This is a genomic window from Agrococcus jejuensis (genome assembly GCF_900099705.1).
Lineage (GTDB): Bacteria > Actinomycetota > Actinomycetes > Actinomycetales > Microbacteriaceae > Agrococcus > Agrococcus jejuensis.
In genome coordinates this window covers 2,954,361-2,979,906 of sequence record NZ_LT629695.1, presented here as the reverse complement: position 1 = coordinate 2,979,906, position 25,546 = coordinate 2,954,361, and the positions used below count along the sequence as shown (strand labels likewise).

27 protein-coding genes and 1 tRNA gene are annotated in these 25,546 nt (G+C 71.6%); 10 read left to right on the top strand and 18 right to left on the bottom strand.

All coding sequences use genetic code 11. The features are described 5' to 3' along the window. Positions 1–41: 41 nt before the first annotated feature. Positions 42–884: a hypothetical protein gene (locus tag BLQ67_RS14085; protein ID WP_092506081.1), complete on the top strand. Its 843-nt coding sequence runs from the start codon at positions 42–44 to the stop codon at positions 882–884. A 615-nt stretch (positions 885–1,499) separates the two neighbouring features. Further along, complete coding sequence (locus BLQ67_RS16510; protein WP_157674857.1) at positions 1,500–2,387, top strand: hypothetical protein; 888 nt, start codon at positions 1,500–1,502, stop codon at positions 2,385–2,387. Positions 2,388–2,851: 464 nt separating this feature from the next. Here the strand turns inward: BLQ67_RS16510 and BLQ67_RS14075 are convergent, their stop codons facing one another. Genes BLQ67_RS14075 through BLQ67_RS14050 form a run of 7 tightly spaced genes read right to left on the bottom strand, consistent with a single transcriptional unit; the run spans position 2,852 to position 7,363 of the window. Beyond that, positions 2,852–3,316: a pilus assembly protein TadG-related protein gene (locus BLQ67_RS14075; protein ID WP_157674856.1), complete on the bottom strand. Its 465-nt coding sequence runs from the start codon at positions 3,314–3,316 to the stop codon at positions 2,852–2,854. Further along, positions 3,313–3,762 carry a hypothetical protein gene (locus BLQ67_RS14070; protein WP_092506075.1) on the bottom strand — a complete coding sequence of 150 codons (450 nt, stop codon included), beginning with the start codon at positions 3,760–3,762 and terminating at the stop codon, positions 3,313–3,315. Before BLQ67_RS14070 ends, BLQ67_RS14075 begins: the two co-directional genes overlap by 4 nt. Continuing rightward, the gene (locus tag BLQ67_RS14065) at positions 3,737–4,129 is read right to left on the bottom strand and encodes a TadE/TadG family type IV pilus assembly protein (protein ID WP_172802342.1); all 393 of its coding nucleotides are present in this window, start codon (positions 4,127–4,129) and stop codon (positions 3,737–3,739) included. Before BLQ67_RS14065 ends, BLQ67_RS14070 begins: the two co-directional genes overlap by 26 nt. Then, positions 4,129–4,296 carry a hypothetical protein gene (locus BLQ67_RS16640; RefSeq protein ID WP_172802341.1) on the bottom strand — a complete coding sequence of 56 codons (168 nt, stop codon included), beginning with the start codon at positions 4,294–4,296 and terminating at the stop codon, positions 4,129–4,131. The genes BLQ67_RS14065 and BLQ67_RS16640 overlap by 1 nt, the downstream gene beginning before the upstream one ends. A gap of 45 nt (positions 4,297–4,341) precedes the next feature. Further along, the gene (locus tag BLQ67_RS14060) at positions 4,342–5,277 is read right to left on the bottom strand and encodes a type II secretion system F family protein (RefSeq protein WP_092506073.1); all 936 of its coding nucleotides are present in this window, start codon (positions 5,275–5,277) and stop codon (positions 4,342–4,344) included. Beyond that, entirely contained in the window at positions 5,274–6,134 is an 861-nt protein-coding gene (locus BLQ67_RS14055; RefSeq protein WP_092506071.1) for a type II secretion system F family protein, read from the bottom strand. The genes BLQ67_RS14060 and BLQ67_RS14055 overlap by 4 nt, the downstream gene beginning before the upstream one ends. Next, positions 6,131–7,363: a CpaF family protein gene (locus BLQ67_RS14050; RefSeq protein WP_092506069.1), complete on the bottom strand. Its 1,233-nt coding sequence runs from the start codon at positions 7,361–7,363 to the stop codon at positions 6,131–6,133. Before BLQ67_RS14050 ends, BLQ67_RS14055 begins: the two co-directional genes overlap by 4 nt. A gap of 81 nt (positions 7,364–7,444) precedes the next feature. Here BLQ67_RS14050 and BLQ67_RS14045 point away from each other — a divergent pair, with 81 nt between their 5' ends. Next, positions 7,445–8,125 (top strand): potassium channel family protein, encoded by a 681-nt coding sequence (locus tag BLQ67_RS14045; RefSeq protein WP_092506067.1) that lies wholly within the window; start codon positions 7,445–7,447, stop codon positions 8,123–8,125. 47 nt (positions 8,126–8,172) lie between these two features. On the opposite strand, the gene BLQ67_RS14040 is transcribed toward BLQ67_RS14045, so the two are convergent. From BLQ67_RS14040 to BLQ67_RS14030, 3 genes are all read right to left on the bottom strand, one after another. Continuing rightward, entirely contained in the window at positions 8,173–9,000 is an 828-nt protein-coding gene (locus tag BLQ67_RS14040; protein ID WP_092506065.1) for an alpha/beta fold hydrolase, read from the bottom strand. 106 nt (positions 9,001–9,106) lie between these two features. Beyond that, complete coding sequence (locus BLQ67_RS14035) at positions 9,107–9,826, bottom strand: flavodoxin family protein (protein ID WP_197674611.1); 720 nt, start codon at positions 9,824–9,826, stop codon at positions 9,107–9,109. Positions 9,827–9,896: 70 nt separating this feature from the next. Next, a complete protein-coding gene (locus tag BLQ67_RS14030) occupies positions 9,897–10,643 on the bottom strand; it encodes an SDR family NAD(P)-dependent oxidoreductase (RefSeq protein WP_092506061.1) in 747 nt (248 codons plus the stop codon). An 81-nt stretch (positions 10,644–10,724) separates the two neighbouring features. Between BLQ67_RS14030 and BLQ67_RS14025 the strand changes: the two genes are divergently transcribed. The 6 genes from BLQ67_RS14025 (at position 10,725) to BLQ67_RS14000 (ending at position 17,074) form a co-directional block, all read left to right on the top strand. Next, positions 10,725–10,808 (top strand) — tRNA-Leu (locus BLQ67_RS14025). Between the two features lie 76 nt (positions 10,809–10,884). Then, positions 10,885–11,640 carry a DedA family protein gene (locus BLQ67_RS14020; RefSeq protein WP_157674855.1) on the top strand — a complete coding sequence of 252 codons (756 nt, stop codon included), beginning with the start codon at positions 10,885–10,887 and terminating at the stop codon, positions 11,638–11,640. 99 nt (positions 11,641–11,739) lie between these two features. After that, on the top strand, positions 11,740–13,947 hold the full coding sequence (locus tag BLQ67_RS14015) for a glycoside hydrolase domain-containing protein (RefSeq protein WP_092506057.1): 2,208 nt from the start codon (positions 11,740–11,742) through the stop codon (positions 13,945–13,947). 45 nt (positions 13,948–13,992) lie between these two features. Continuing rightward, on the top strand, positions 13,993–15,267 hold the full coding sequence (locus BLQ67_RS14010) for a glycosyltransferase (protein WP_092506055.1): 1,275 nt from the start codon (positions 13,993–13,995) through the stop codon (positions 15,265–15,267). 32 nt (positions 15,268–15,299) lie between these two features. Next, a complete protein-coding gene (locus BLQ67_RS14005; protein WP_092506053.1) occupies positions 15,300–15,557 on the top strand; it encodes a hypothetical protein in 258 nt (85 codons plus the stop codon). Positions 15,558–15,706: 149 nt separating this feature from the next. Then, a complete protein-coding gene (locus BLQ67_RS14000) occupies positions 15,707–17,074 on the top strand; it encodes an HNH endonuclease signature motif containing protein (protein WP_092506051.1) in 1,368 nt (455 codons plus the stop codon). Positions 17,075–17,455: 381 nt separating this feature from the next. On the opposite strand, the gene BLQ67_RS13995 is transcribed toward BLQ67_RS14000, so the two are convergent. Genes BLQ67_RS13995 through BLQ67_RS13975 form a run of 5 tightly spaced genes read right to left on the bottom strand, consistent with a single transcriptional unit; the run spans position 17,456 to position 20,884 of the window. Beyond that, the gene (locus BLQ67_RS13995) at positions 17,456–18,142 is read right to left on the bottom strand and encodes a metal-dependent transcriptional regulator (protein WP_092506049.1); all 687 of its coding nucleotides are present in this window, start codon (positions 18,140–18,142) and stop codon (positions 17,456–17,458) included. Between the two features lie 9 nt (positions 18,143–18,151). Then, positions 18,152–18,751 carry an RdgB/HAM1 family non-canonical purine NTP pyrophosphatase gene (gene rdgB, locus BLQ67_RS13990; protein WP_092506047.1) on the bottom strand — a complete coding sequence of 200 codons (600 nt, stop codon included), beginning with the start codon at positions 18,749–18,751 and terminating at the stop codon, positions 18,152–18,154. Next, complete coding sequence (gene rph, locus BLQ67_RS13985; protein WP_092506045.1) at positions 18,748–19,470, bottom strand: ribonuclease PH; 723 nt, start codon at positions 19,468–19,470, stop codon at positions 18,748–18,750. Before rph ends, rdgB begins: the two co-directional genes overlap by 4 nt. Positions 19,471–19,473: 3 nt before the next feature. Beyond that, a complete protein-coding gene (gene murI / locus BLQ67_RS13980) occupies positions 19,474–20,310 on the bottom strand; it encodes a glutamate racemase (RefSeq protein WP_092506043.1) in 837 nt (278 codons plus the stop codon). Positions 20,311–20,320: 10 nt separating this feature from the next. After that, positions 20,321–20,884, bottom strand: coding sequence for a GNAT family N-acetyltransferase (locus BLQ67_RS13975; RefSeq protein ID WP_092506041.1), 564 nt, complete (start codon positions 20,882–20,884; stop codon positions 20,321–20,323). 35 nt (positions 20,885–20,919) lie between these two features. Here BLQ67_RS13975 and BLQ67_RS13970 point away from each other — a divergent pair, with 35 nt between their 5' ends. Further along, positions 20,920–22,209: a nicotinate phosphoribosyltransferase gene (locus tag BLQ67_RS13970; protein WP_269457086.1), complete on the top strand. Its 1,290-nt coding sequence runs from the start codon at positions 20,920–20,922 to the stop codon at positions 22,207–22,209. Between the two features lie 19 nt (positions 22,210–22,228). Here BLQ67_RS13970 and BLQ67_RS13965 read toward each other — a convergent pair whose 3' ends face one another. The 3 genes from BLQ67_RS13965 to BLQ67_RS16740 are packed head-to-tail and all read right to left on the bottom strand — an operon-like array spanning position 22,229 to position 25,447. Beyond that, positions 22,229–22,501 (bottom strand): DUF3039 domain-containing protein, encoded by a 273-nt coding sequence (locus tag BLQ67_RS13965; RefSeq protein WP_092506039.1) that lies wholly within the window; start codon positions 22,499–22,501, stop codon positions 22,229–22,231. A gap of 4 nt (positions 22,502–22,505) precedes the next feature. Beyond that, entirely contained in the window at positions 22,506–23,948 is a 1,443-nt protein-coding gene (locus tag BLQ67_RS13960; RefSeq protein WP_092506037.1) for a hypothetical protein, read from the bottom strand. Next, positions 23,924–25,447 carry an ABC transporter ATP-binding protein gene (locus BLQ67_RS16740; RefSeq protein ID WP_197674610.1) on the bottom strand — a complete coding sequence of 508 codons (1,524 nt, stop codon included), beginning with the start codon at positions 25,445–25,447 and terminating at the stop codon, positions 23,924–23,926. Before BLQ67_RS16740 ends, BLQ67_RS13960 begins: the two co-directional genes overlap by 25 nt. Positions 25,448–25,546: the final 99 nt, after the last annotated feature.

Genomic DNA, 25,546 nt, shown 5'->3' with positions numbered 1-25,546 from the left:
ACCGTAGGCTGCCGACAACAGCGAGGAAGGACCCACGGGACATGGCTGACGAGAAGCGCGTCTGTTTCGTCATCTCGCCGATTGGTGAAGACGGTAGCGAGCAACGGTCGGACGCCGACAAGGTCATCAAGCATTTGATTCGGAAGGCGATCGGGAGCGAGTACGACGTACGCCGCAGCGACGGCGATTCGAACCCTGGAGCTATTACCCCAACCATTGTTGCTTCGATCATGGAAGCTGATCTCGTCGTTGCCGATCTGAGCGGTTTCAATCCGAACGTCTACTACGAACTAGCCATCGCTCACGGATACGCCAAGCCAACCGTGCACATTCAAAAGAATGGTGAGCGAGCTGCGTTCGACGTTAAGGATATGCGCATCGTGAGGTATAACCTCGCGGACCCTGATGATCTTGAGGCCGCTCAGAAGCGATTGAAGGACTCAGCTCACTTCGCGACTACCTCGCCCGAGAAGGTCGAGAACCCGCTCACGTCTGCGTCGAGGTTTGCGCAAGTCACCGAGAGCACTGACCCGGTCGCGGAGAGCAACGTCCGAGTCATCGAAGCTATCGATGCCCTCGCGGTCGAGGTTCGCAGGAGCATTTCACGGAGCAACCCCTCGCGGCCTTCATCCGCCTCTTCCATCACCCGCAGCGCGGACAACCGGTCCCTGAGAACCATTGCAGATCGGGCGGCTCGTCGTGGAGCCCTCTCCCCGGCTGATATGTCGAGCGTGATCACGGATTCGACTTCTACTGAGTTCGATCGTTGGGCGCGCGAGGTTCTTGCTCGAGTGGTCGAGTTGGACCCCGAGGCTGACGCGGACGAACTAAATCAGACACTCATGACTGCCGAGATCCTCAATCGAGACGACGCGCCTTTCTAGGAGGCCTCGACACGCGCCGTCGCCGTGCTCGGGCTGAACAGCGCAGCCGACCGCCGACGTGTCGGCCCCAACCCAAGACCCGACCGCCGAAGCCCCGACGCGACTGACAACGTCCGCCCGATCACGGCCACTGGCGAGGAAGGCTGGGCAGGCACTCCGTTCCCGCTCGGCGCCGATCTCATGGGCGGCGAGTAGTCGGTCATCGTTTCCGCTACCAAGCTCGACGCGGAATCGGTGGTCATCGCCAGCGGCGGGCTCAGCACGGTCGTGCAAGTGTCGACGACTGCGGCCAGCGCGTCGACCATCGATGTGTGAGCGTCTTGTCGATCACCACGGCCAGCCTCACGCGTTGATCCGACTGCGGTAGCGAACCGGGCACCGAGCCCGCGCTATTCAGGCGCGTCCAGCATCGCCAGCCAGCGACGAGAAAGACTACACCGGGCGTCGCACCATAATTCTCCGCAAGCAAGCGCGTCAGAATCGGAGCACGGCGTGAGGAACGCGACGGCCATCCGCCTTGCCCTCTTCGCCATGCGCTAGCGTGGCTCAATGGCTGAGCCAATGCCTCGACGACGTGCGGTACCGGTCCGATGGATGCTTGCGGTATGCGCGCTCGTGGCCGTCGTCACCGTGCTCCTGACGCTCTCATTGGCATCGGCCAATCTTGAGAATGCTGGCCAGTGGTCGCGGGACTTCCTCCGCAGTCCTGGAGCTGCGGGTGTCGCGGCGGTCATCGCCGCGGCCATCGCGTTCGGCGGAATCAGTTCTCAAGTGGCAGTGTCCCGTGGTCAGCTCACTCACCAGGAGGAAACGGCGAAGGCCAACTCGTGGTGGTCGATGTTCGAGTGGGCGGCCGACAGAGCACTCCCGGCGAGCCGACATGACCAGCCGCTTCCTCCGAGCGTGACAATCGCGACACTCGAACGACTTGCGGACGAAGCCACGACGGAAATCCAACGCACTGCATGTGCACGCGTGATCGACTCACTGAGTGAGAGCATCACACCAGCCATCGATCTGACAGCCTCAGACCCTGAAGGCAAGACCGGTTCTTCCGTCCGCGCGCTCGCTTCCTATGTCGCGACGAGTCGTGACACCGCTGCTTCCTCATCGATCGCCGAGGGAGTCGTTTACGAGAATGAGCTCGCGAAGTCACTCATGGCACTGGCATGGCGTGATCCGACGTTCTCTTTCGAGTGGCCGGGCATGCTCTACGACGGTAGAGAGGCGGACGGCGTGGTGAACGTCGGGCAGCGAAGGGTCGTCATTGAAATCAAGATGGTCCGAGATGCCAATCGACTGCGCCAGGTCAGCCTCGATGTGCTTCGGCGCCTACGCGCAAGGAACCAAACTGACGAACGATACGTGCTGGTCACCCCGATTGAGCCAGCGCTAACCGAGGCGGAAGCGGCTGAATATTCGGCTGTCGCGGTCCGGTGGCAAGGCCCTCAAGACGCGAGTGCTGTGAAGGATGCAATTGAGCGCGCAGCACGGCTGCCGTAAACTGCCCGGGTTTTCGACGTGATCTCATCGTCGAGACGCACGTCCAGCACGAGCCGCCGCGTGTCCGCCGCCGCGCGAGCGCGTCGCCTTACCCCTTCGTCGCTCGGGCTGCTGTATGTGGTCCATCCGTTCCTCAAGTCTTGTCTGCCGGAAGGTAATCGCACTTCGAGCTCATTGCCCTCGTTCGAGAGTCGATCGTCGTAGCCCTCGAACCAAATGGTGGTTGGTGGTGCCGTCCTCGGCGAACCTCTACGCCGAGGCAACGGTGCTCACGGGCCCTGGTCTAGCCGCCCGGGCGTATCGTGGTCGATCAGCACGGCCGTGGGACGACGACGCCCGCGTATGCGTCGATCGGGTATGTGTGGGCGTCCTACATCGCGCCGCCCGGAGCGCGTGCTGGCCATCACGGCCGCCAGACGCACGTCGTTCATCGCGCTGCAGTAGCGCGGCCCCCGGCGAGTACGTCAATCGACGAACACCGACCGCGCCGTCACCGTCACGTCGAGCGGGATGCCCTCGGGCAGCAGCAACGACACGATCGGCGGGCGCCACACGGCCGCGACCGTGACCTCGGCGGTCTGCGCGTCGAGCGACTGCGCGTCGACGAGCTGCACGCCCTCGAGCGGTGTCGGGGATGCGGCGATCCAGTCGGCCGCTGCGGCCTCGACAGCGTCGTCGGCGAGCTGCGGCGACGGCTGCTCGCCGTCGAACGCGATCTGCGACAGCGCGAACGACTCCGCCGCGTGCAGCGCCGCGCCGTCGGCGAGCGTGAACAGGCGACGGCGCTCGACGAGCAGGGCCGTCGCACCCACGACCACGACGATGAGCGCCAGGGCGAGCGCGCCGTAGAAGATCGTGAGCAGCAGCGTCGACCCGTCGTCGTCGTGGGCGAGCGAGCGCATCCGGGTGCGCACCGATCCCCCGCTCACGGCCGCAGCTCCGACACGGGCTGCGCCGCCTGCGCCGTGATCGGCACCGACAGTCCCACGTCGAGGTCGAGCACCGGCGGCACGAGCGGCAGCGGGACCGTCACCTCGACGGCGACCTGCACCGTGCCGCCGCGCGTCGTGCAGTCGGACGGCGTCGGCCCGCAGGCGACGTCGACCGCCGTCGGCTCGAGCCCGAGGTCGGCGAGCGCGACGGCGATCGCCGCATCCGCCGCGGCGAGTCCCTCGCCGTGCGAGTCGGCCGTCGCGACCATGCGCGCCGCCTGGCGCGCGGCCCCCTCGGTCGCGAGCGTCGCGGCCTGCAGCTGCGCCATCGCGAGCACGAGGTAGACGAGCGGGATGGTGAGCAGCATGCCGACCGTGAGGAACTCGATCGACACCGAGCCCTCGTCGGCGGCGAGCTCAGTCCAGCGTCTCGAGCGCGGCACTGCCCTGCACCTCCAACGTCGTCGGGCCGATGAGCCCGAGCACCGGCAGGGGCGCCTGCACCGTGAGCTGCAGCGCCGGATGCCCCGCGACCGTCGTGGTCGCCGCGGTGATCGACTGCGCGTAGTCGCTGCCGATCGCCGTCTCGATGAGCGTCTGCGCCCGGTCGACGCCCGCGGCGGGCGACGACCCGGCGAGCGCGCCGTAGCGCGCACCCTCGGCGGCCGCATCCTGCAGCACGTTGCGCACGTGCAGCCCGAGCGCGAGCTGCATGACCGAGAGCACGACGAGCGTGAGGAGGCCGACGACCATCGTGAACTCGGCCACCGCCGAGCCGCGATCGTGGCGCAGCGACCTCACGTGACGCATCAGAATCCCGTCACGCGCTCCATGGCCTGCTGGAACACCTGCGTGAGCGCGGGCCCCGCGACGCCCCAGATCACGATCACCAGACCCGCGGTCATCAGCGTCACGAGCACCCAGCCGGGGACGTCGCCGCGCTCCTCCTCCACCAGTCGACTCCACATGCGGCGCATCGCCGCCTCCTCTCCTCGAACCTCGACCGCGCGAGCGCACGGCCGTCAGAACCCCACCTGCAGCACGTGGATGCCCGGCCACAGCGCGAACGCGACCGTCGTCGGCAGCAGGCCGAAGACGAGCGGCACGAGCATCGCGATCTCCTTCTTGCCCGCGGCCTCGAGCAGGTCGCGCCGCGCACCATCGCGCGCATCCTGCGCCTGCGCCTGCAGCGTCTGCGCCAGCGGCGTGCCGCGCTCGAGCGCGCCGCGCATCTGGTCGACGCAGCGCGTGACGCCCGGGTGGTCGAGCTCGCCACCGAGGCGCTCGAGCGCATCGGACAGCGAGGTGCCGGATGCAGCGTCGGCGACGACAGTGCCGAGCTCGCGCGCCAGCTCGCCCGTGCCGATGCGCGCGACGCGGCGCAGCGCATCCGCGAGCCCCTCGCCCGCCGCGAGGCTCAGCGCGAGGAACTCGAGCACGGTCGGCAGCTCGCTCGAGATGCGCGCCATGCGCTGCCGCACGGCGCGCTGCAGCAGCCAGTCGGCGAGCAGCGCACCGCTGGCTGCCGTCACCACCAGCAGCGCGATGGGCACGATGGGCGATGCGCCGCGCACGACCGCGAGCGTGCCGACGAGTCCCCCCACGATCGCGCCGACGACGCCCCACACGAGCTGTCGCGCGCGGAAGCGCTCGAGCGTGAGCGGGCTGCGCGCACGGCGCAGGCGCGCGGCGACGGTCGCGGGCGTGCCGAGCATCGCGTGCACGACCGGTGCCAGGCGGTCACTCACCGGTGCCGCGACGACACCGACGACGCGCGTCGGATCGACGACGCGGCGCGCGACGAGGTCGCGAGCGCCGGCCGAGACGTCGAGCACGTACGGGGCGACGCGATGCATGAGCCGCGGGCGGCGCAGGATGGGCACGAGGCTCACGAGCATCCACAGCCCGAGCCCCAGCGTCGCGCCGAGCACGAGCGACAGGCCGACCTCGCCGGTCATGCGAACCACCGCCCGTCCTCGGGCAGCCGACCGAGGCGCACCATCGCTCGGTAGGCGACGATCGTGACCACGAGGCCGCCTGCGACGATCGCGAGGCCGCCTGCGGTGTTGTACGCCGACGCCGCCTCCGGGCGCGACGACAGGAGCAGCAGCACGAGCCACGGCGCGACGACGCCGAGCCGGGCCGCGCTGACGACCCACGACTGCCGCGCCTCGAGCTCGCTGCGCACCGCGAGGTCCGACCGCAGGTACGCGGCGAGGTCGCGCAGCACGTGCGCGACCTCCGAGCCGCCGACGTCGCGCGCCATGCGCAGGGTCTCGAGGATGCGGTCGGCGACGGGATCCGCGAGCCGGTCCTTGAGGCGGTCGAGCGCGTAGGCGAACGAGCCCGTCGCCCGGTGGTCGGCCTCGAACGCGCGGAACGCATCGCGCGTCTGCGCCGGTCCGGAGGTCGCGAGCGCCGCGACGGCGTCGGGCAGCGCGAGCCCGCTGCGCACGCCGGAGACGAGGTGGTCGACGACGTCGGGCCACACGAGCGAGCGGGAGCGGCGCCGCCGACGTGCGCGCCAGGCGACCGCCGCGAACGGCGTCGCGAGCCCGGCGAGGCCCGCGGCGATCGCGATGGGCACGACGGGACTCACCGCGAGCGCGACACCCGCCGCCACCACGGCGGCGAGCACGGCGACGACGATGAGCGCGGCGAGCGGCACCTCGTGCAGCCCCGCCTGCGTGAGCCGGTCGCGGATGCGCGACGCGCGCCGCTCCTCGGTCTCGGCGCGCTCGGTGCGCGGCCAGAGCCACGGCGACGCGCACAGCACGAGCCCGAGTCCGAGCAGCGCGCCGAGCACCCACGTCATGCGTCGTCCCTCGCGAGCAGCGCCGGCATGTCGATGCCCGCCGCCTCGTACTTCGCGAGCCGCGACGGGTGCCCGCCCGTGGGCCGCAGCAGGCTGCCAACCGTGTGGAAGATCTGCGACGCCTCGATCACATGGCCGTGCGTCGTGCCCGTGGGCGCGAGGATCTCGGTAACGCGGCGGTTGCCGCGCGCATCCATCGCGCAGTGCACGACGAGGTCGACGCACGCGGCGACGGTCGGCACGACGAAGCCGGCGTCGATGTTGCGTCCGGCGAGCAACGGCAGCGTCGTGAGCTTCTGCAGCGCATCCCGCGCCGTGTTCGCGTGGATCGTGCCCGCGCCGGCGACGCCCGAGTTCAGGGCGATGAGCAGGTCGAGCGCCTCGGCGCCGCGCACCTCGCCGACCACGAGGCGATCGGGACGCATGCGCAGCGACTCCTTCACGAGCTGCCGCAGCGTGATCTCGCCCGTGCCCTCGAGCGACGGCTGCCTGCACTGCAGGGCGACGACGTCGGCGACCTGCGGGTCGAGCTCGAACGTCTCCTCCACCGTCACGACGCGATCGCGGGGCCGGCCGGCGCCCATGAGCGCGCCGAGCAGCGTGGTCTTGCCCGAGTGCGTCGCACCCGACACGAGGATGTTCGCGCCCGCGAGCACCGACCGCTGCAGGAAGGTCGCCGCCTGATGGCTGAGCGTGCCGAGCTCGACGAGCGTCTCGAGCGAGGCGAGGCGCCGCGAGAACTTGCGGATGTTGATGCTCATCGCCCCGCGTGCCACGTCTCCCGACGCGACGTGGAGTCGGGAGCCGTCGGGCAGCGAGGCGTCGACGAACGGCATCGAGAGATCGACGCGGCGGCCCGTGGTCGAGAGCATCCGCTCGACGAGGTCGCGGGTCTCCTGCGGCGTGAGGCGCACGTCGAGCTCCTCGCTCGCGCCGCCGCGCGCGACGAAGACGCGCGAGCCCTGGTTGACCCACAGCTCCTCGATCGCCGGGTCGTCGAGGTACGGCTGCAGCACCCCGAAGCCCGTGATGGCGGCGAGCACCGACCGCGTCGCGGCCTGCTCGTCGTCGAGCAGCGGATGCGCGCCGCCGAGCGCCCGCTCGGAGTAGTTGCGCACGGCATCCCGCACGTACCGATCGGCGAGGTCGCCGCCCGCTCGCAGGTCGACCCCGTCGCGCCGCACACGGTCGCGCACCATCTCGGTGATCGCGACCACGGCCCGGCTCATGGCACGAGAGCACAGCACAGAGCCGGGTGAGCAGGCTTCATCTGTCCACAGGCGACGTGGCGGCGCTGCTTGAATGCGGGGGTGCAGACCCCTCGCTACGGTGCCCGTCTCGCGCGCTGGGAGGCGGCGCTCGAGTGGCCGATGTTCGCTCTCGCGGTCGTGTTCGTGGTGCTCTACGCGATCTCCGTGATCGGGAATCTGCAGGGACGTGATGCGATGCCGATCGAGATCGCGCTCGTCGCCGTCTGGGCAGCGTTCGCGGTCGACTACGTGGTGTGCCTCGTGCTCGCCGAGCCCCGCAGACGCTGGTTCGTGCGCCATCTGCACGAGCTGGCGATCGTGGTCCTCCCGTTCCTCCGCCCGCTCCGGCTCCTCCGCCTCATCACGGTCGTCACCGTGCTGCAGCGCGCCGCCGGGTGGGCGTTCCGCGGACGCGTGACGCTCTATGTCGTCGCCTCCGCGGGGCTGCTCGTGCTCATCGCAGGCCTCGCGGTGCTGGATGCGGAGCAGAACGCCCAGGGCGCCAACATCACGACCTTCGCCGACGCCATCTGGTGGGCGTTCGTGACCATCACGACCGTCGGCTACGGCGACTTCTACCCCGTGACCGGGGCGGGTCGCCTCATCGCCGTCGGCCTCATGATCGCCGGCATCGCGCTCATCGGATCCGTCACCGCGACCTTCGCATCGTGGTTCGTCGAGCAGATCGGTCGCGCGCAGCGAGCCGAGGGGGATGCCGCCCTCGAACGCAGCGACGCATGACGAAGGGCGGCGACCCGCAGGTCGCCGCCCTCGGTCGAACGTCGTCGCTATGCGTCGACGCCGGGCGCCTCGTCGCCGAGGAACGCGAGCAGCGCCGCGTTGAACTCATCGGCGTGGCTCACGTTGAGACCGTGCGGCGCGTCGTCGATGACGACGAGCTGCGAGTGCGGGATCGCCGCGTGCGTGCGCGCACCCGAGCCCTCGAACGGCACGGTGCCGTCACCGGAGCCGTGGATGACGAGCGTCGGCACCGTCACGAGCGGCAGGTCGGGGCGGAAGTCGGTGGTCGCCCATGCATCCATCGCGCCCACGGCGGCCGTCTGCGACGACTGCTGCGCGAGCTCCCTGGCGTCCTTGATCTCGCCGTCGCCGACCTTCAGGTCGTCGCCGACCGAGAAGAAGCCGTGCACGAAGTCGTCGAAGAACGCGTCGCGATCCTCCACGAGGCCGCCGCGCAGCTGCCCGTACAGCTCGTCGTCGAGCGGACCATCGGGGTTGTCGTCGGTCTTGTGCATGTACGGCGTCACCGCGGCTGCGAAGACCACCGAGCGCACGCGGCTCTCGCCGTGGCGCGACAGGTAGCGGGCGACCTCGCCACCACCCATCGAGAAGCCGACCAACGTGACGTCGACGAGGTCGAGGTCGGTGAGCACCGACTGCAGGTCGTCGGCGAACGTGTCGTAGTCGTAGCCCGTCTCGGGCTTGTCGCTCTCGCCGAAGCCGCGGCGGTCGTAGTCGACGACGCGGTAGCCGGCAGCGGTCAGCGCACGGCGCTGCGCCTTCCAGGACTCGCCCGACAGGGGCCAGCCGTGGATGAGGACGACGGGGCGGCCCTCGCCGCCGGAGTCGGTGATGTGGAGTCGGACATCGGTCATGGTGATGCTCCTTCCGGATGGATGGGTCTGGGGTGGTTCGTGCCGGGCGCGCACGGGGTTTGGCGGGCCCCGAGGCCTTGACCGTGCACCGTCGCGCGAGTACGGGCTAGCGGTACTCGGGGTTCTGGAAGCCCCAGCGGGAGCCCTGCTCCCACTCCTCGGGCAGGTTGCCCTCGGCGGGGATGCCGCCCGCGTCGCGCAGGATCGCGGCGAGGTGCATGAGGTTCCACGCCATGAAGGTGATGTTCTTCTGCGTGAAGTCGTTGTCGAAGCCCGCGCGCGTGCCGTCGTCGAGCTCGTCGCCGTACGACGGCCCGGGACCGGCCTCGCCGATCCACCCGGCCTCGGCGTTCGGCGGGATCGCGACGCCCAGGTGCTGCAGCGCGTGCAGGATGACGCCGGTGCAGTGCTTCAGGCCGTCCTCGTTGCCACCGATGAGCGCGCCGCCGACCTTGCCGTAGAACACGGCCTGGCCCTTGTCGTTCAGCTCGCCGGAGTGCGCGTAGAGCCGCTCGATCGCGAGGCGCGTCTGGCTGGAGTTGTCGCCGAGCCAGATCGGGCCGGCGAGCACGAGGATGTCGGCTGCTTGCACACGCTGCCAGATCTGCGGCCAGTCGTCGCGCTCGGCGCCGTGCTCGGTCATGTCGGGCTGCACGCCCGGCGCGACGTGGTGGTCGACGAGCCGCACGACGTCGACCTCGACGCCCTGCTCGCGCAGCACGTGCGCGCTCGCCTCGATGAGCGTGTCGGTGTGGCTCTCCGCAGGCGATGGGGTGAGCGTGCCGTTGATGTAGAGGGCCTTCAGTCCGTCGAAGCGTGATGCCATGGCTCCACGCTCGCTCATTCGACCGCCACCCCGCGCGGCCTTGACGGATCGCGCGAGATGGTTCGGCGTCTCAGTCGCGGTACGAGTTGATGAGCGATCCCTGCCACGTGTCGGGTACGAGCTGCAGCCCCTTCGCGATCGCCGCGAACGCGAGGTTCGAGTGCACGACGGGCTGGTTGCGGCGCAGGCCGCGCACGCCCTTGCGCGCGATGTCCTCGGCGCTCGCCCACATCCAGTCGGGGCCGTCCTCGTCGATGCCCATGCGCTCGTGGAACTCGGTGTGCACGAAGCCCGGGCACAGCGCGGTGGCGCGGATGCCGTCGCCGGCGTAGCGCGAGCGGATCGAGCGCGACAGGTTCACGGCGTGCGCCTTCGACGCCGAGTACGAGCCGTACGGGATGAACGCCGCGAACGACGCGACCGTGAGGATCCAGCCCCGCCCGCGCGCCCGCATGCCGGGCAGCGCCGCGTGCGCGAGCCGAAGGGGCACGAACGACAGCAGCTCGTGCAGCCGGCGCTCGTCCTCGATCGACGACTCGTGGAAGGGCGCCGCGAGCCCGAAGCCCGCGTTCGACACGAGGATGTCGATCGGCCGATCCGGCAGCGCCACGCGCTCGGCGACGGCCTCGAGCCCCTCGTGCGTCAGCAGGTCGGCTGCGAGCACCTCGGTGCCGGTGTCGAGCGATGCCGCGACCTCGCGCAGCCGCCCCTCGTCGCGGGCGACGAGCACGACGTCGACGCCCACGCGGGCGAGCTCTCGAGCGATCGCGAGCCCGATGCCGGACGACGCTCCCGTGACCAAGGCGGTGTGACGCATCCGTCCATCGAACCAGGCCCATCCCGAGCGCGCGCCGCCATAGGGAAGGCAGAGGGATCGCCGATACGATGAGCCATCACCGCGGGAGTGGTGAAACTGGCAGACACGCAGGATTTAGGTTCCTGTGCCCTGACGGGCGTGGGGGTTCGAGTCCCCTCTCCCGCACGGTCTGCCGCACCACCACCGCCGTCCGCCACGCGACGACGGACAGCCGCCAGCATCCAACGTCGAAGGAGTCGGGGTGCACCACCTGCCAGCCAACGCGCTGTTCGACGTCGAGGGCCTCATCACGGGCGCCGGCGGTTGGGCGCTCGTGCTCGTGTGCGCGATCGTGTTCGTCGAGACCGGTCTGCTCGTCGGCTTCCTGCTGCCCGGCGACACCCTGCTCATCATCACGGGCGTGCTGTCGTACTCGGGCGTCATCCACCAGCCCGTCTGGCTGTGCATGCTCGCGATCTGGCTGTGCGCCGTCGCCGGTGACCAGCTCGGCTACTACATCGGCTACAAGGCGGGGCCACCGATCTTCCAACGGAAGTCCTCGGGCCTCTTCTCGCACAAGACCATCGCCCGCACGAACGGCTTCTTCACGAAGTACGGGCCGTGGGCCGTCATCGTGGCCCGCTTCATCGGCATCGTGCGCACGTTCATGCCCGTCGCGGCAGGCGTGGGGCGGATGCCGTACCGGCGGTTCCTGCGCTACGACATCGTCGGCGGCCTGCTGTGGGGCGCGGGGCTCACGTTCCTCGGCTGGGCGGTCGCGCACATCCCGGGCGTCGCCGACATCGTGACGCAGTACATCGACCTCGTGCTCATCGGCGTCGTGGCGATCGCGCTGTGCTTCATCGTGGTCCACGCCATCCAGTCGCGCCGCGAGGTGCAGGAGGAGCGCCGCTCGGGCACCGACTCGGGCCACGTCGCGACGCTCGACCTCAGCGACGACGTGCGCGTCGACCCGGTGCTGCGCGAGCGCGACGAGCCCGGCGACCAGCGCGCCTGACGCGCCTCCCCGCACCTTCACAGGACCCTCCGACCGGGGCGCTCCAGATGGTCATGCCCACGTAACACGAGCGACACAGCCACGGGTCACAGTGACTCCATGGTGCGCATCGCCGACGTCGACCCCTTCCTCGGGACAGCGCCGACGGACCTGCCGGCGCCGTCGGGCCTCGCCGCCACGTGGTGGTGGCCGAAGCCGCAGATCGGCAACACGCATCCCGGCGCCACGGCACCGCTCGGCATGGTGTCGGCGTGCGCCTACTCGGGCGCGTACCCGACGGGCTACGGCCGCTTCGACCTGTCGACCGAGGGCATCCCGCCCGCCATCCGCCCCGACCACGTCGCGAGCGGATTCACGCACTTCCAGCAGTCGGGCACGGGTGCGATCCGCAAGTACTACAACTACTTCCGCGTCACGCCGCTGACCGAGCCGCTCGACGGCCTCGGCCGCCAGTTCGAGCTGCTCGACGAGCAGGCCTCCCCCGGCCGCTACTCGGCACGCCTCGACAACGGCGTGCTCGCCGAGCTCACCGCGGGACCGAAGTCGGTCGTGCACCGGTACACGTTCCCCAGGCACAAGGATGCGCGCGTCGTCATCGACTGCTCGATCGGCGGCCTGCAGATCCCGTTCGGCGAGACCGTGCCACTGCGCGCGCACCTGCAGCTCGTCGCCCCGGGCGTCGCGCAGGGCGAGATCGTGGTCGAGGGCGCGCCGCTCGTGGTGCACGTCGAGGTGCGCAGCCCCCGCTGGCGGCAGCTGCTCTGGTACGACCGCCGCCTCATGCCCGGCGGCTCGCGGCTCGACTTCGACTCCATCCGCCCCACGACGCTGCGGCCGTTCGGCATGATGTGGGCCGGTCCGACCGAGCAGGGCGACCAGATCGAGGTCGCGATCGGCTTCTCGCTGCGCGGCCCCGAGCAGGCGCGCGCCAACCTCTACGCCGACTGCGGCACGACGCTCGAGGGTCGCTTCGACGAGCGACTGGCCGCCACGGAGACGCTCTGGTCGGATGCGCTGGGCCGCATCGAGATCGACGCGGGCACGCAGCGGCGCGAGCAGATCTTCGGCACCGCGCTCTACCACTCGCTCGTGAAGCCCGCGTTCGCAGAGGACGAGAACCCCTTCTCGCCGCGCGACGGCGACTTCGTGTTCGACCTGTGCACGATGTGGGACATCTACCGCACGCAGCTGCCGCTGCTCACGGCCCTCGCACCCGACCGGGCGATCGCGCTCGCCAACTCCCTCATCGTCACGGCCGAGGAGGAGGGCAACTTCCCCATCGGCTACCGCATGGCACGCGGCGCCGACCGCTTCGCGAGGCAGGGCTCGGCGCTCGCGCACACGTTCATCGCCGACCTCGCCCAGCTGGGCCTCGAGGGCGTCGACTGGGAGCTGGCGATCGTGCACATGCTCGCCGATCTGCGTCGCGGCTACGGCGAGGATCTGCTGCGCGGCGGCGTCGCGCATCCCATCACGCACCACCTCGACCTCGCGTTCGGCTACCACTGCACGGCCCGCGTCGCGCGGTTGCGCGGCGACCGTCGGCTCGCGAGGGAGCTCGACGACGTCGCCGCGCGCTGGGTCGACGCGTACGACCCGCAGACCGGTCTCGCCGTCGACTCGACGTACTACGAGGGCGGCAAGTGGAACTACTCGTTCCGCCTCATGCACGACATGGCCGCGCGCATCGCGATCGCGGGCGGCGACGATCCGTTCGTCGGCCTGCTCGACCGGTTCTTCGGATTCGGAGGCGATGCCGTGCGACAGCCGGGCGTCGCGCCCGGCGCCGAGGAGCTGCTCGCCGGGTATGCCCTCGGCCGCTTCGAGGGCCTCAACAACGAGCCCGACATGGATGCGCCGTGGGCGTACCACTACGCCGGCCGCCCCGACCGCACGGCCGAGGTCGTGCACGCGGCGCTCGAGCACCAGTTCGGCACCGGGCCGGGCGGTCTGCCGGGCAACGACGACTCGGGCGGCATCTCGAGCTGGTACGTGTGGGCGACGCTCGGGCTGCTGCCCGTCGCCGGCCAGAACGTGACGCTGCTGTCGACGCCGTCGGTGCGCGAGGCGACGATGCAGATGCCGGGCGGCGCGTTGCACCTCGAGACCACCGGCTTCGTCGAGCCCACCCGCGACTCCCCCGCGCAGCACGTGCAGGCCGTGCACCTCGACGGGGTCGAGCTGCGCGGCTCCTCGATCTCCACGCGCGCCCTCCACCGCGGTGGTCGGCTGCGCATCGACCTCGGACCCGAGCCGAATGGCTGGGGCACCGTGCACCGACCGCCGTCGAGACCCGACACGGCCTGACCCATCCACCCGTCACCCGCTCCTTCCGACCCACAGGAGGAACCCATGTCGCACCAGACCCACCGCCGCCTCGTCATCGTCGTGCGCGCCGATCCCGTGATCTGCGGCCACTCCGTCGAGGCCCGCAACCTCGCCGAGGCCGCATTGCAGCGCGGATTCGACGACGTGCGCATCGTCACGTGGCCCATCGACCTGCTCGAGTCGGCGGGGCTGCCGCTCAAGCCGCTCGACACGATCTCGCCCTACTCGCCCGGCATCACGGTCGAGCGCCCGGCGCCGATCGGCGACTACAAGATCGTCGACGGCCGCTACACGTCGGGCGTCGTGGGGCGTCTCGTGGAGCTGTTCACGGACGGCGTGCCCACCGTCTGCATGTCGCTGTACCTGTCGCCGCACACGCTGTGCGTCGCCGAGGCCGTGCGCATCGCGCAGTCGACGGGCCTGCCCGTGCGGCTCGCGACGATCGCCGAGGCCGTGGGCAGCGACGTGACGAACGTCGTGCGCGCCGCCGTCGCCGACGACCGCTTCGGCGCCGCCGCGCAGGTGCTGGCGTCGTACCTCTCGCAGGACGTGCCCGTGGCCGTGTCGGAGTACACGCGCGACGTCATCATCGAGGAGGCCGCGGCCGTGGATGCGCGCCACGGCACCGACTTCGCCGAGCAGTGCCGCCGCCGCATCTCGATCTCGTACCCGGCGATCGACACGACGTCGTGGCTCGCGCTCGACCCGGCGGAGACGTCCCGTGTCCTGGCCCGGCACGGCCTCACCGCCGGGCGCTACGTGCTGTCCCTGTCGCGCCTCATGCCCGCGAAGGGCATCGACGACCTCATCGCCGGGTTCTCGTCGTCGGAGTCGGCCGCAGGGCTCGACCTCGCCATCGTGGGGCGCGGGCCGTCGGAGGCCGACCTGCGTGCCGTCGCGGCCGCGTCGCCGGCTGCCTCGCGCATCCACTTCCTCACCGACGTGTCGGATGCCGAGAAGCCGCACATCATGTCGGCGTCGGCCGCGTACGTGCTCGCGACGAAGCCCACGGAGCAGTTCGTCGAGACGTTCGGCATCACCCTCGTGGAGTCGATGCTCGCCGGCGGTGGGCCCGTGATCACGACCGACTGCGGCGGCACGCTCGAGGCTGTCGGCGACACGGCGATCATCGTGGAGGCGGGATCGTCGGCGGCGATCGCGACCGCGTTGGACGAGGCGCTGTCGATGTCGGAGAGCGAGCTCGCCGCGCACGTCGTGCGGGCGCGCGCGTACGCGATGCGCTTCGACCGGCTCGCGGTGTTCGACCACCTCTTCGAGCGGGTGCTGCAGCCGGCGTAGGGGCGTCCAGCGCGAAGGGCTACCGTGGGCGCATGCGCATCGTCTGCTTGGTCCTCGGGGTGCTCGCCATGGCGATCTCCGGCGTGTTCGTGCTCATGGCAGGCTTCGGCGTCCGCGGCGTCCTGGACGTGAGCGTCGAGGCCGACGGCGCGCGCCACATCGAGATGGCCGGCATCTTCGCGCTGTTCGGGATCGCGTGGATGGTGGCAAGCGTGGCGTTCCGTCCCGCGCCCGCGGTGACGGTGGCGCCGGATGCCTCGGCCCCACCGGCGGCTGCGCCGCCGCGCTGAGGACTGCGAGCTGCCGGCCTCGCTCCGTCGTTTCTCCGAGCCGCTCCTTGCGGTGCGAGCGAAGCGAGCCTCGAAAGGGGCACCCGACCCTCGTTACCCAGCCCGCGACCGCCGCCTTTCGTGTCAGTGGTTGGTGGCAGAGTCAGGACATGGCGCAGGAGATCGCAGGCACGGGACAGGGTCCCGACGCTGCCGCGCTCGACGCCACCCAAGCCAACGCCCTGTCGCAGCTCACCGCGGTCGACGCCGGCATGCAGGCGCTCGAGGCGCACCGCCTCCGCCTCCTCGCATCCCTCGGCCATCTCGCTGTCGAGCGTTCGGGTGGCCGGTCGAGCGAGCGAATCGCGATGGAGATGCGCGTGGTCGCCGCCGAGATCGGCCTGCAGGCTCGCGTGTCCGATCGCACCGTCGAGCGGCAGATCGGCGACGCCATGACCCTCGTCGACTCCTGGCCCGTGCTGCTCGAGGCGTTCGCCGAGGGCCGGATCGGGCGCGGGCACGTGCGGGCGATCACCGAGGCCGGTGGCGTGCTTGCCAGCAGCGACGTGACTCCGGAGCAGCGTGCCGAGTTCGAGACGGCGATGGTGACGCTCGCCGAGACCACCACGCCTGCCCGTGTGAAGAAGGTCGCCCGCCGAGAGGCCGACAAGCACCTGACCGAGCCGCTCGTCGAACGCCATCGCGCAGCCCGTGACGACCGTCGCGTGACGTGCGAGGACCTCGACGACGGGATGTCGTGGATCGGCGCCCTCGTGCCATCGGTGCTGGCGCACGGCATCCAGGCGCGGTTCCGGGCGGGTGCGAAGGCGAAGTCGAAGGACGACCCGCGCAGCATGCAGCAGTGGCAGGCCGACGCGTTCTGCGAGCTGCTGCTCGCCGGCTCCGGTCAGCCGACCATCGAGCGCACGCCCGGCGGCGCCGAGGTCGAGCACGCGGGGTTGCTGTCGACGATCAAGCCCATCGTGCAGGTGTCGATGCCGGTGACGACGCTCACGGGTGCGAGCGCGGCGCCCGGATCGCTCGACGGTGCGCAGCCGGTCGATGCCGATACGGCGCGCATCCTCGCCGGCGTCGCCGCCACCTGGCAGCGCCTCCTCACCGACCCGATCCGAGGCACCGTCGTCGAGGTCGACACCCACGCACCCACCGAGGCGCAGCGCCGACTCCTACGAGCCCGCGACCAGCACTGCCGGTTCCCCGGCTGCGGCGCCAAGGCTCGCGACGACGACGCCGACCACACCATCGCGTGGGAGGACGGCGGCAGCACCTCGCTGGGCAACCTCGCCCACCTCTGCCGCCGACACCACACCCTCAAGCACGCCACCGCCTGGACGGTCAGCCAACCGACGCCCGGCGTGCTCCACTGGCGCTCGCCGCTCGGCCACGACTACGTCGACCGACCACCGCCCATCGGACCGCGATTCGTCGAGGCAGCTCCACGCGAAGGAGTCATCCCGCCACCTGACGACGGTACCCGGGGCCATGGCGCTGCCCCGCCCTCCGACGCACCGTTCTGACGCTTCCCCGGGCGCGCCGTCCCGCCGCGCTCAGTCGTCGACGTGCTCCCGCGCGCACGGCTCGGGCGCGGGCTTCGCACGGTTCGCCGAGATCGCGATCCAGAAGATCGACGCGATCGCGCCGCCCATGATCATCGAGACGGGGTCCATACGGTCGACGCTACGGGCGCCGGACGCGCCCCGCCTCCGTCGAGCGACGGATCGCTCAGCCTGCGATGCGCTCGACCACGTCGGTGAACGCGGGCAGGTCGTGCGGCCGGTGACCAGCACCGGGCAGCACCACGCGCGCAGCACCGGCATCCCCAGCGCATCGCTGTCGCCACGCTGCGGTGCCTGCCCGCCCCGCACCGTGCACGAGCACGAGATCGCGGGCAACGTCGGTCAGCCCTCGTGGTGGTGCGACGTCTCCTGGCACGGCGCCGAGAGCCAGATCGACGCCGCCACGTCGTCGCCGACCGTGTGCTCGGCACCGTCGACCTCGATCGTCAGACCGCCGGTGAATCGGCCGCGGCCGACGTAGCGCATGCGCTCGTCGAGCTCGACGCCCTGGTCGGCGAGGAAGCGCAGCAGCTCGGGGTCGGCATCCGAGATGCGCACGACCGTGCCCAGGTAGCCGTCATGGGCATCGGCGAGCAGCGTCGCCGACGGCTGCCGCGTCGTGCCGTCGGCCGCGGGGATGGGGTCGCCGTGCGGGTCACGCTCGGGATCGCCGAGCGCGTGCGCGATCGACTCGACGAGTCGGTCGCTCATGCCGTGCTCGAGCACCTCGGCCTCGTCGTGCACCTCGTCCCACGAGTAGCCGTGCTGCTCGACGAGCCACGTCTCGATGAGGCGGTGCCTGCGCACCTGACGCAGCGCGAGCGCACGCCCCTCGTCGGTGAGCGCGATCGTGCCGTACGGCCGATGGTCGACGAGCCCCTGCGCCGCGAGCTTCTTCACCATCTCGGTGACGGTCGACGCCGCGAGCCCCAGGTTCGTCGCGAGGCGAGACGGCGTGACGGGCTCGGGCTGCCACTCCGTGTAGGCGTAGATCGCCTTCACGTAGTCCTCGACGGCCGTGGTCTGCATGCGAGGAGGCTAGCCCTGCGAGACGGCTGGAGCCGCGAGCGTCGCCGCGAGCGCACGGAACGCACGGCGTCGGTGGCTCAGCGCATCCTTCTGCTCCGCCGTCAGCTCCGCCGCCGACACGGGGGCGTCGTCGGGCTGGAAGATCGGGTCGTAGCCGAACCCGCCCTCGCCGGCCGCAGCCTCGAGCACCGAGCCGCGCCACACGCCCAGCTCGACGAGCTCGCGCTCGCCGTCGACGTACGCGGCGGCGCACACGAAGGCGGCACCGCGGTCGGCGACGCCCTGCATGTTCGTGAGCAGCAGCTCGAGGTTGTCGCGGTCGTCGCGCGTGCCCGCGTAGCGCGCCGAGAAGATGCCCGGCGCACCGTCGAGCGCGTCGACGGCGATGCCCGAGTCGTCGGCGATGGCGGGCACGCCCGTCTCCTCGAACGCCTCGCGCGCCTTGATGAGCGCGTTCTCGGCGAACGTCACGCCATCCTCGACGGCCTCCGGGCCCTCGTACGCCTCGAGCACGACGCCAGGCAGGTCCTCGGCGAGGATGCGCTGCAGCTCGGCGACCTTGTGGGCGTTGTGCGTCGCGACGACGACGCGACCGAGCGCGCCGCTCATGCGAGCACCGAGCGCTGGATGGCGGCGAGCTCGTCGCAGCCGCCCGTGGCGAGGTCGAGGAGCGCACCGAGCTCGGTGCGGTCGAACGGCGCACCCTCGGCGGTGCCCTGCACCTCGACGAACAGGCCGCGGCCCGTGACGACGACGTTCATGTCGGTCTCGGCCTTGGAGTCCTCGACGTAGGCGAGGTCGAGCATCGGCGCACCGTCGACGATGCCGACCGAGATGGCCGACACCGAGTCGATGAGCGGGTTCGCGGATGCGGGGATGCGCTTCTGCGCCTTCGCCCACTCGATGGCCTCGGCGAGCGCGACGTAGGCACCCGTGATGGATGCGCAGCGCGTGCCGCCGTCGGCCTGCAGCACGTCGCAGTCGACGACGATCGACAGCTCGCCGAGCGCCTTCATGTCGACGACGGCGCGCAGCGAGCGGCCGACGAGGCGCGAGATCTCGTGCGTGCGGCCGCCGATGCGGCCCTTCACCGACTCGCGGTCCATGCGCTCGTTGGTCGAGCGGGGCAGCATCGAGTACTCGGCGGTGACCCAGCCCTTGCCCTTGCCCGCCATCCAGCGCGGCACGGTCGGCTGCACCGACGCGGTGCACAGCACCTTCGTGCTCCCCACCGAGATGAGCGCGGAGCCCTCGGCCTGCGCGGACCAACCGCGCTCGATCGTCACGGGGCGCAGCGCATCCGCCGTCCTGCCGTCCTTGCGTGCCATGCGTCAGATCCTCTCCGGGAGCTCGATGACCCCCGTCTGCGTGAACTCGACGTGCGTCACCTCGGGGCCGAGGAAGCGACGAGCGAGACGCAGGAAGGGTTCCTGCGCCTCGGTCGTCGCCTCGAAGGCGTAGGTGGCCTGCGTCGTTGGCGGAGCGAGCAGCCCCGTGTCGGACAGCCGGCGATACACGTCGGATGCGGTCTCCTCGGCGCTCGAGATGAGGCGTACGTCGGGTCCCATGACGTAGCCGATCGCGCCTGCGAGCAGCGGGTAGTGGGTGCAGCCGAGCACGAGCGTGTCGATGCCGGCGCTGCGCAGCGGCTCGAGGTGCTCGCGGGCCGCGGCGAGCACGTCGTCGCCGGTCGTGACGCCCGACTCGACGAAGTCGACGAACGGCGGGCACGCCTCGGCGTCGACGTGGTGGATGCCCGCGGTCGCGAACGCGCGCTGGTACGCGTGGCTGCCGATGGTGCCGACGGTGCCGATGACGCCGATCGCGCCGGTGCGCGTCGCACGGATCGCCGCGCGCACGGCGGGCTGGATCACCTCGACGACGGGGATGCCCATCCCCTGCTCGTACCGCTCGTGCGCGACGTCGAACATCGCGGCGGATGCGGTGTTGCAGGCGATGACGAGCATCTTGACGTCCTGCTCGACGAGCGTGTCGAGCGCGGCGAGCGCGAGGCGTCGCACGTCGTCCTGCGAGCGCGGGCCGTAGGGTCCGTTCGCGGTGTCGCCGATGTAGGTGATGGACTCGTTCGGCAGCTGGTCGATGAGCGCGCGGGCGACGGTGAGGCCGCCGAGCCCGCTGTCGAAGACTCCGATCGGGCGCTGCTGCACGCCGACCAGCCTAGCCGCGGGCCGCGGGCGCCTCGGCCCGCAGCATCCGTCGCATCGGCACGTGGTTCCACGTCGGTCCGGTGGAGTGCTCGTCGCCCCACATCGCGAAGCCGCGGCGCTCGTAGAAGCGGCGGGCGCGCTCGTTGCCCGAGATGAGCCACAGCATCGTCGGGGCGTCGTCGAGCACGAGCGTCAGCAGGCGGTCGGCGAGGCCCGAGCCGTGCGCCGACGGTGCGACGTAGAGGGCGTCGAGCGCGCGCTCGGCGGGCACGGGGCCGAACCCGAGCCCCTCCTCCCACGCCATGGGCACGGCCGTCGACGACGCCGCGCCGACGATCGCGCCGTCGAGCCAGGCGACGGCGTAGCGGCCGACGCCGGATGCGAGCTCCTCGCGGATCTCCGCAGCCTCGCCGTCGAGGTGCGCGAGCAGCCCCTCGAGGAACCCGTCGTGCACGATGCCCTCGTACGTCCGCGCGCGCTGGATCGCGACGAACCGCGCCCACGCGGCGGCGTCGGCGGGGTCGAGGGTCTCGACGGAGGGAACGAGGGGCTCGACGGAGGGCGACGCATGCATGACCGATCCAGCCTAGGCATGCATAGGCTTGCCCCGTGACCACGGCACTGCAGACCGACCGGTACGAGCTGACGATGATCGACGCGACCCTCGCCAACGGGCGGGGGCTGCGGCCCAGCGTCTTCGAGGTGTTCGCACGTCGCCTGCCGGGCGCGCGCCGCTACGGCGTCGTCGCAGGCACGGGGCGGCTGCTGGATGCGATCGAGCAGTTCCGCTTCGACCACGCCGACCTCGCGTTCCTGCGGTCGGAGCGGGTCGTGAGCGACGCGACGCTCGACTGGCTCGCCGACTACCGCTTCACGGGCGACGTGCGCGGCTATGGCGAGGGCGAGGCGTACTTCCCCGGCAGCCCGCTGCTCGTCGTCGAGGGCTCGTTCGCCGAGTGCGTCGTGCTCGAGACGGTCGCGCTGTCGGTGCTCAACTACGACTCCGCCGTCGCCAACGCCGCGACGCGCATGGTGCAGGCCGCGAAGGGCCGCCCGCTCGCCGAGATGGGCTCGCGCCGCGCCAACGAGGATGCGGCGATCGCCGCCGCCCGCGCCGCGTACATCGCAGGCTTCCGCGCCACGTCGAACCTCGCAGCGGGTGCCGCGTGGGGCATCCCCACGATGGGCACCGCCGCGCACTCGTTCACGCTGCTGCACGACAGCGAGGAGGAGGCGTTCCAGGCGCAGATCGACGCGCTCGGCGTCGGCACGACGCTGCTCGTCGACACGTACGACATCGAGCAGGGCGTCGACACGGCCATCCGCGTCGCGGGCACGGGCCTCGGCGGCGTGCGCATCGACTCGGGCGACCTCGTCGAGACGGCGCAGCGCGTGCGCGCGCAGCTCGACGCGCTCGGCGCGACCGACACGCGCATCACGGTCACCAGCGACCTCGACGAGTACGCGATCGCGGGTCTCGGCGCGAGCCCCGTCGACGCGTACGGCGTCGGCACGAGCGTCGTGACGGGCTCCGGCTCCCCCGCCGCGGGCATGGTCTACAAGCTCGTGGCGCACCAGGCCGACGACGGCTCGTGGGTCGACGTCGCGAAGCGCTCCGACGGCAAGGCGTCGCACGGCGGCGAGAAGACGGCAGTGCGCACCCTCGTGGGCGGCGTCGCCACCGAGGAGACGGTGTTCGTGGGCGGCAACGCGGATGCGTCGATCGGCCGCGCGCTGCAGGTGCCGCTCGTGCAGCAGGGCGCGATCGTCGACGAGCACCGCGGTGCGGCCGGCGTCGCAGCCGCCCGCGAGCGCTGCGCTGCGGCGATCGCCGAGCTGCCGAGCGACGCGACGCGCCTCGCTCGTGGCGAGCCCGTCATCCCGACGGTCTTCCGCTGACGCGGGCGCCCCGAGGGCGTCAGTCGTCGCCCTTGAGCCCCTCGTAGATCTCCTTGCACGTGGGGCAGATCGGGAACTTCTCGGGGTCGCGCCCCGGCGTCCACTTCTTGCCGCACAGCGCCCGCACGGCCTTGCCCGTGAGCGCCGACTGCAGGATCTTCTCCTTCTTCACGTAGTGCGAGAAGCGGTCGTGATCGCCGTCGTCGACCTGCTCCTGGCGCAGCAGCTCCTCGAGCTCGCGGTCGAGCACGTCGGTGCCACCAGGCGTGCCGGGGGTCGAGGGATCGCTCATGTGCTCAGTCTCGCATGGCCGCGGCGAGCACCTCGGGCCCGCGACGGTCGAGGATCCAGCCACCGAGCGCGATGCCGGCGGCGACGACGAGCACGGCGTAGCCCGCACCCATCCATCCCCACTGCGAGTCGGGCACCTGCACGTCGATGGCCTCGAGCACGACGGGCACGAGGATCGGCGCCGACAGCGCCGCCGACGCGAGCAGCGCGCCCGCCTGCGTGAGCGGCGCGGTCCACGTCTGCGCCGCGGGCGCCTGGAAGACGCTCGCCTCGGGACCCGAGACGGCGTACGGCCAACGCGCGCTCACGACCGACGACACCGCGAGGGCCGACCCGAGCAGCGCGAGGGATGCGCCGAGCACGGGCGCGAGCAGGTCGCGATCGCCGTGCAGCCGCACGCCGAGCACGGCGGCGCCGGTCACCAGCACGGCGGCGACGACCGCGAGCGGCAGCACGCGGCCGAGGCGGTCCTGCCAGCCGGGCACGCGCGCGGCGAGGTGCATCCACCACGCCGAGCCGTCGTAGGCGGTGTCGTCGTGGATCGACCAGCCGGCGAAGAGCGCGAGCACGCCGACGGGCAGCAGCGTCCACGTCTCGCGCGGCAGGCCGGCGAGCCAGAGCGGGATCGCGAGCAGCACCGGCAGCAGGACGATGACGACGGCATTGGCCTGGTAGCGGCGGTCGCGCGCCCAGCCGGTGACGGTGCGGGCGACGACGACGGCCCACGGCTGCGCGGGCGCGGCCCGCAGGAGCCCGAGGTGGTCGCGCAGGCGCGGGCGGCCGACGCGGCTCATGCGCGACGCGACGATCGCGAGCCACGCGGCGGCGAGCACGACGACGGTGCCGAGGGCGACGAGGATGCGCTCGGGCACGAGCATCCACGCCGTCGCGGCGGCGAAGGGTGACGCGGCGAGCGAGGCGATGCCGGCGTCGATGCCGCCGAGCAGCGGCGCGAGCGCGAGGATCGCGACGACGACGAGCACGGCGCCCGCCGTCCAGGGCCAGGTGTCACGAGCGGCGCCGACGTCGGCGACGAGCCGCACGAGCGCGATGGTGGTGGCGAGCAGCGGCGCGGCGATCGCCGCGAGCCCGGTGCCCTGGTCGATGCCGCAGGCGATGCCGACGCCGAGCGCCACGACCGTGAGGGGCGAGACGAGCGCGCCGAGCGCGGTGCCGAGCGCGACGGCGCCGGGCGTCGCCATGCCGCGGAATGCGCGCGGATCGAGCGCGGCGTCCTTCGCCCCGACGAGGCCGACGCCCGCTGCCGTGACGACGATGAGCGTCGTCGCGAGCACCGACGGGAACGTCGAGCGCACGGCGAGCGCGATGGCCGCGGCGGCGAGCACGAGCGCGACGAGCCACGGCAGCACGGCGCGCACGACCCCGCGAGGGTCGTGCCGCAGCGCCGCGACGGCGGCGAGCCTCAGTCGAGCGACGGCGAGAGCCACGGCAGCTCCTGGTGCGGCGACGAGCCGACGAGTCGGGTGAAGCGGTCCTCGAGGCTCAGGCCGTCGCGCACGTCGTCGATGGCGCCGGACGCGCGCACGACGCCGTCCTGCAGCACGACGACGTGGTCACACGCGCGCTCGACGAGCGCCATGTCGTGGCTCGTGAGCACGACGGCGCCGCCGCGGCGGCGCAGGTCGCCGAGGATCGACAGGATCATGTCGGTCGCGACGGGGTCGATCGACTCGAACGGCTCGTCGAGCACGACGACGCGAGGCGCATGGATGAGGGCGGCGGCGATGCCCACGAGCTGCTGCATGCCGATGGAGTAGTCGGAGACGAGGCGGTCGGCGTCGGGCGCGAGGTCGAAGCGCTCGAGCAGCGTCGCGGCGCGCACGATGGCCTCCTTGCGCGGCACGCGGCGCAGCAGCGCGGCGTGCACGAGCAGCTGGCGGCCCGTGAGGCGGTCGAAGAGGCGCATGCGGTCGGGCACGACGCCGAGCTGCGTCTGCACGCCGCGCGAGCGCACGTCGGCGCCGCCCACCTCGACGGTGCCCGACGAGGGGCGCATGAGGCCGCCCGCGAGAGACACGGTCGTCGACTTGCCAGCGCCGTTGGGGCCCACGATGCCGTGGCACTCCCCCGCGCGCACCTCGAGGTGCACGTCGTCGACCGCGAGCGTCGAGCCGAACCGACGCGTGACGCCCGAGAGGCGCAGCACGACCGACGGGTCGGCGGATGCGGTGCTCGCGGATGCGGGCACGGCGGTCGTCGCCGGGGTGGCGACGGGCTGCTCGTCGTCGGCCGACTGGACGCCGACGACCTCGACGGGCTCGTCGGCGGCGTCGTCGAGGTGGTCGACGGCGGGTGCTGGCTCGGGCTCGGGCTCGGGCTCAGGCTCAGGCTCAGGGATCGGCTCGGCCTCCGGGCCCGGCTCCGGCTCGACGATGGGCTCCGGCTCCGGCTCCGGCTCGACGATGGGCTCCGGCTCGACGATGGGCTCGGGTTCCGGCTCAGGGACGGCCTCGGGCTCCGCCGTCTGCACGTGCTCGACGACGACCTCGGGCTCGCCGGCGACCGACGACTCGACCTCGTCGGATGCATCGACCTCGACGGGCGCCTCGGGCTCGACCTCGACGGGCGCCTCGGGCTCGACCTCGAGGGGTGCCTCGGGTGCCTCCACGACAGGCTGCGGCGCCGCCTGCGCGGCCGCCTGCGCGTGCGCCTGGGCCTTCGCCTGCGTCGCCTGGCGCGCACGATTGCGAGCCCGCGTCGCGGCAGCCTTGCGCGCCGCCTCGCGGCGACGTTCGGCCTGCTCCTCCGGACTCAGCTCCGCGAACGGTCGTCTCTGATCTCCGGCACCCACGCCATCCACCGTATGGGGTTCCGCCTGGACGCCCGGCGACGCACCGCCGCCGCGGCCCGACACGAGCGACCGCCATGCGCCACGCAGCCCGCGCGGCTGCGACACGCCGTGCTGCTGCCCGTCGACCGGCTCCATGGATCGAGCGTACGCAAGGGCTCGCGCGAGCGCACGGAACGATCCCCATCCACACGTCCTGGACCTGCTGAACGAGCGTTTGGTACTCTGGAGGACGGC

Coding starts and splice junctions, on each gene's coding strand:
- BLQ67_RS14040 (WP_092506065.1), bottom strand. CDS start 9,000: ATGACCGATGTCCGACTCCACATCACCGACTCCGGCGGCGAGGGCCGC.
- BLQ67_RS14085 (WP_092506081.1), top strand. CDS start 42: ATGGCTGACGAGAAGCGCGTCTGTTTCGTCATCTCGCCGATTGGTGAA.
- BLQ67_RS14005 (WP_092506053.1), top strand. CDS start 15,300: ATGCGCATCGTCTGCTTGGTCCTCGGGGTGCTCGCCATGGCGATCTCC.
- BLQ67_RS16740 (WP_197674610.1), bottom strand. CDS start 25,447: ATGGAGCCGGTCGACGGGCAGCAGCACGGCGTGTCGCAGCCGCGCGGG.
- BLQ67_RS13975 (WP_092506041.1), bottom strand. CDS start 20,884: ATGCATGCGTCGCCCTCCGTCGAGCCCCTCGTTCCCTCCGTCGAGACC.
- BLQ67_RS14055 (WP_092506071.1), bottom strand. CDS start 6,134: ATGACGTGGGTGCTCGGCGCGCTGCTCGGACTCGGGCTCGTGCTGTGC.
- BLQ67_RS14050 (WP_092506069.1), bottom strand. CDS start 7,363: ATGAGCCGGGCCGTGGTCGCGATCACCGAGATGGTGCGCGACCGTGTG.
- BLQ67_RS14030 (WP_092506061.1), bottom strand. CDS start 10,643: ATGCGTCACACCGCCTTGGTCACGGGAGCGTCGTCCGGCATCGGGCTC.
- BLQ67_RS13995 (WP_092506049.1), bottom strand. CDS start 18,142: ATGCAGACCACGGCCGTCGAGGACTACGTGAAGGCGATCTACGCCTAC.
- BLQ67_RS13965 (WP_092506039.1), bottom strand. CDS start 22,501: ATGAGCGATCCCTCGACCCCCGGCACGCCTGGTGGCACCGACGTGCTC.
- BLQ67_RS14010 (WP_092506055.1), top strand. CDS start 13,993: ATGTCGCACCAGACCCACCGCCGCCTCGTCATCGTCGTGCGCGCCGAT.
- BLQ67_RS14035 (WP_197674611.1), bottom strand. CDS start 9,826: ATGGCATCACGCTTCGACGGACTGAAGGCCCTCTACATCAACGGCACG.
- BLQ67_RS14015 (WP_092506057.1), top strand. CDS start 11,740: ATGGTGCGCATCGCCGACGTCGACCCCTTCCTCGGGACAGCGCCGACG.
- BLQ67_RS14000 (WP_092506051.1), top strand. CDS start 15,707: ATGGCGCAGGAGATCGCAGGCACGGGACAGGGTCCCGACGCTGCCGCG.
- BLQ67_RS14060 (WP_092506073.1), bottom strand. CDS start 5,277: ATGACCGGCGAGGTCGGCCTGTCGCTCGTGCTCGGCGCGACGCTGGGG.
- rph (WP_092506045.1), bottom strand. CDS start 19,470: ATGGCACGCAAGGACGGCAGGACGGCGGATGCGCTGCGCCCCGTGACG.
- rdgB (WP_092506047.1), bottom strand. CDS start 18,751: ATGAGCGGCGCGCTCGGTCGCGTCGTCGTCGCGACGCACAACGCCCAC.
- BLQ67_RS16640 (WP_172802341.1), bottom strand. CDS start 4,296: ATGCGCCGCATGTGGAGTCGACTGGTGGAGGAGGAGCGCGGCGACGTC.
- BLQ67_RS14065 (WP_172802342.1), bottom strand. CDS start 4,129: ATGCGTCACGTGAGGTCGCTGCGCCACGATCGCGGCTCGGCGGTGGCC.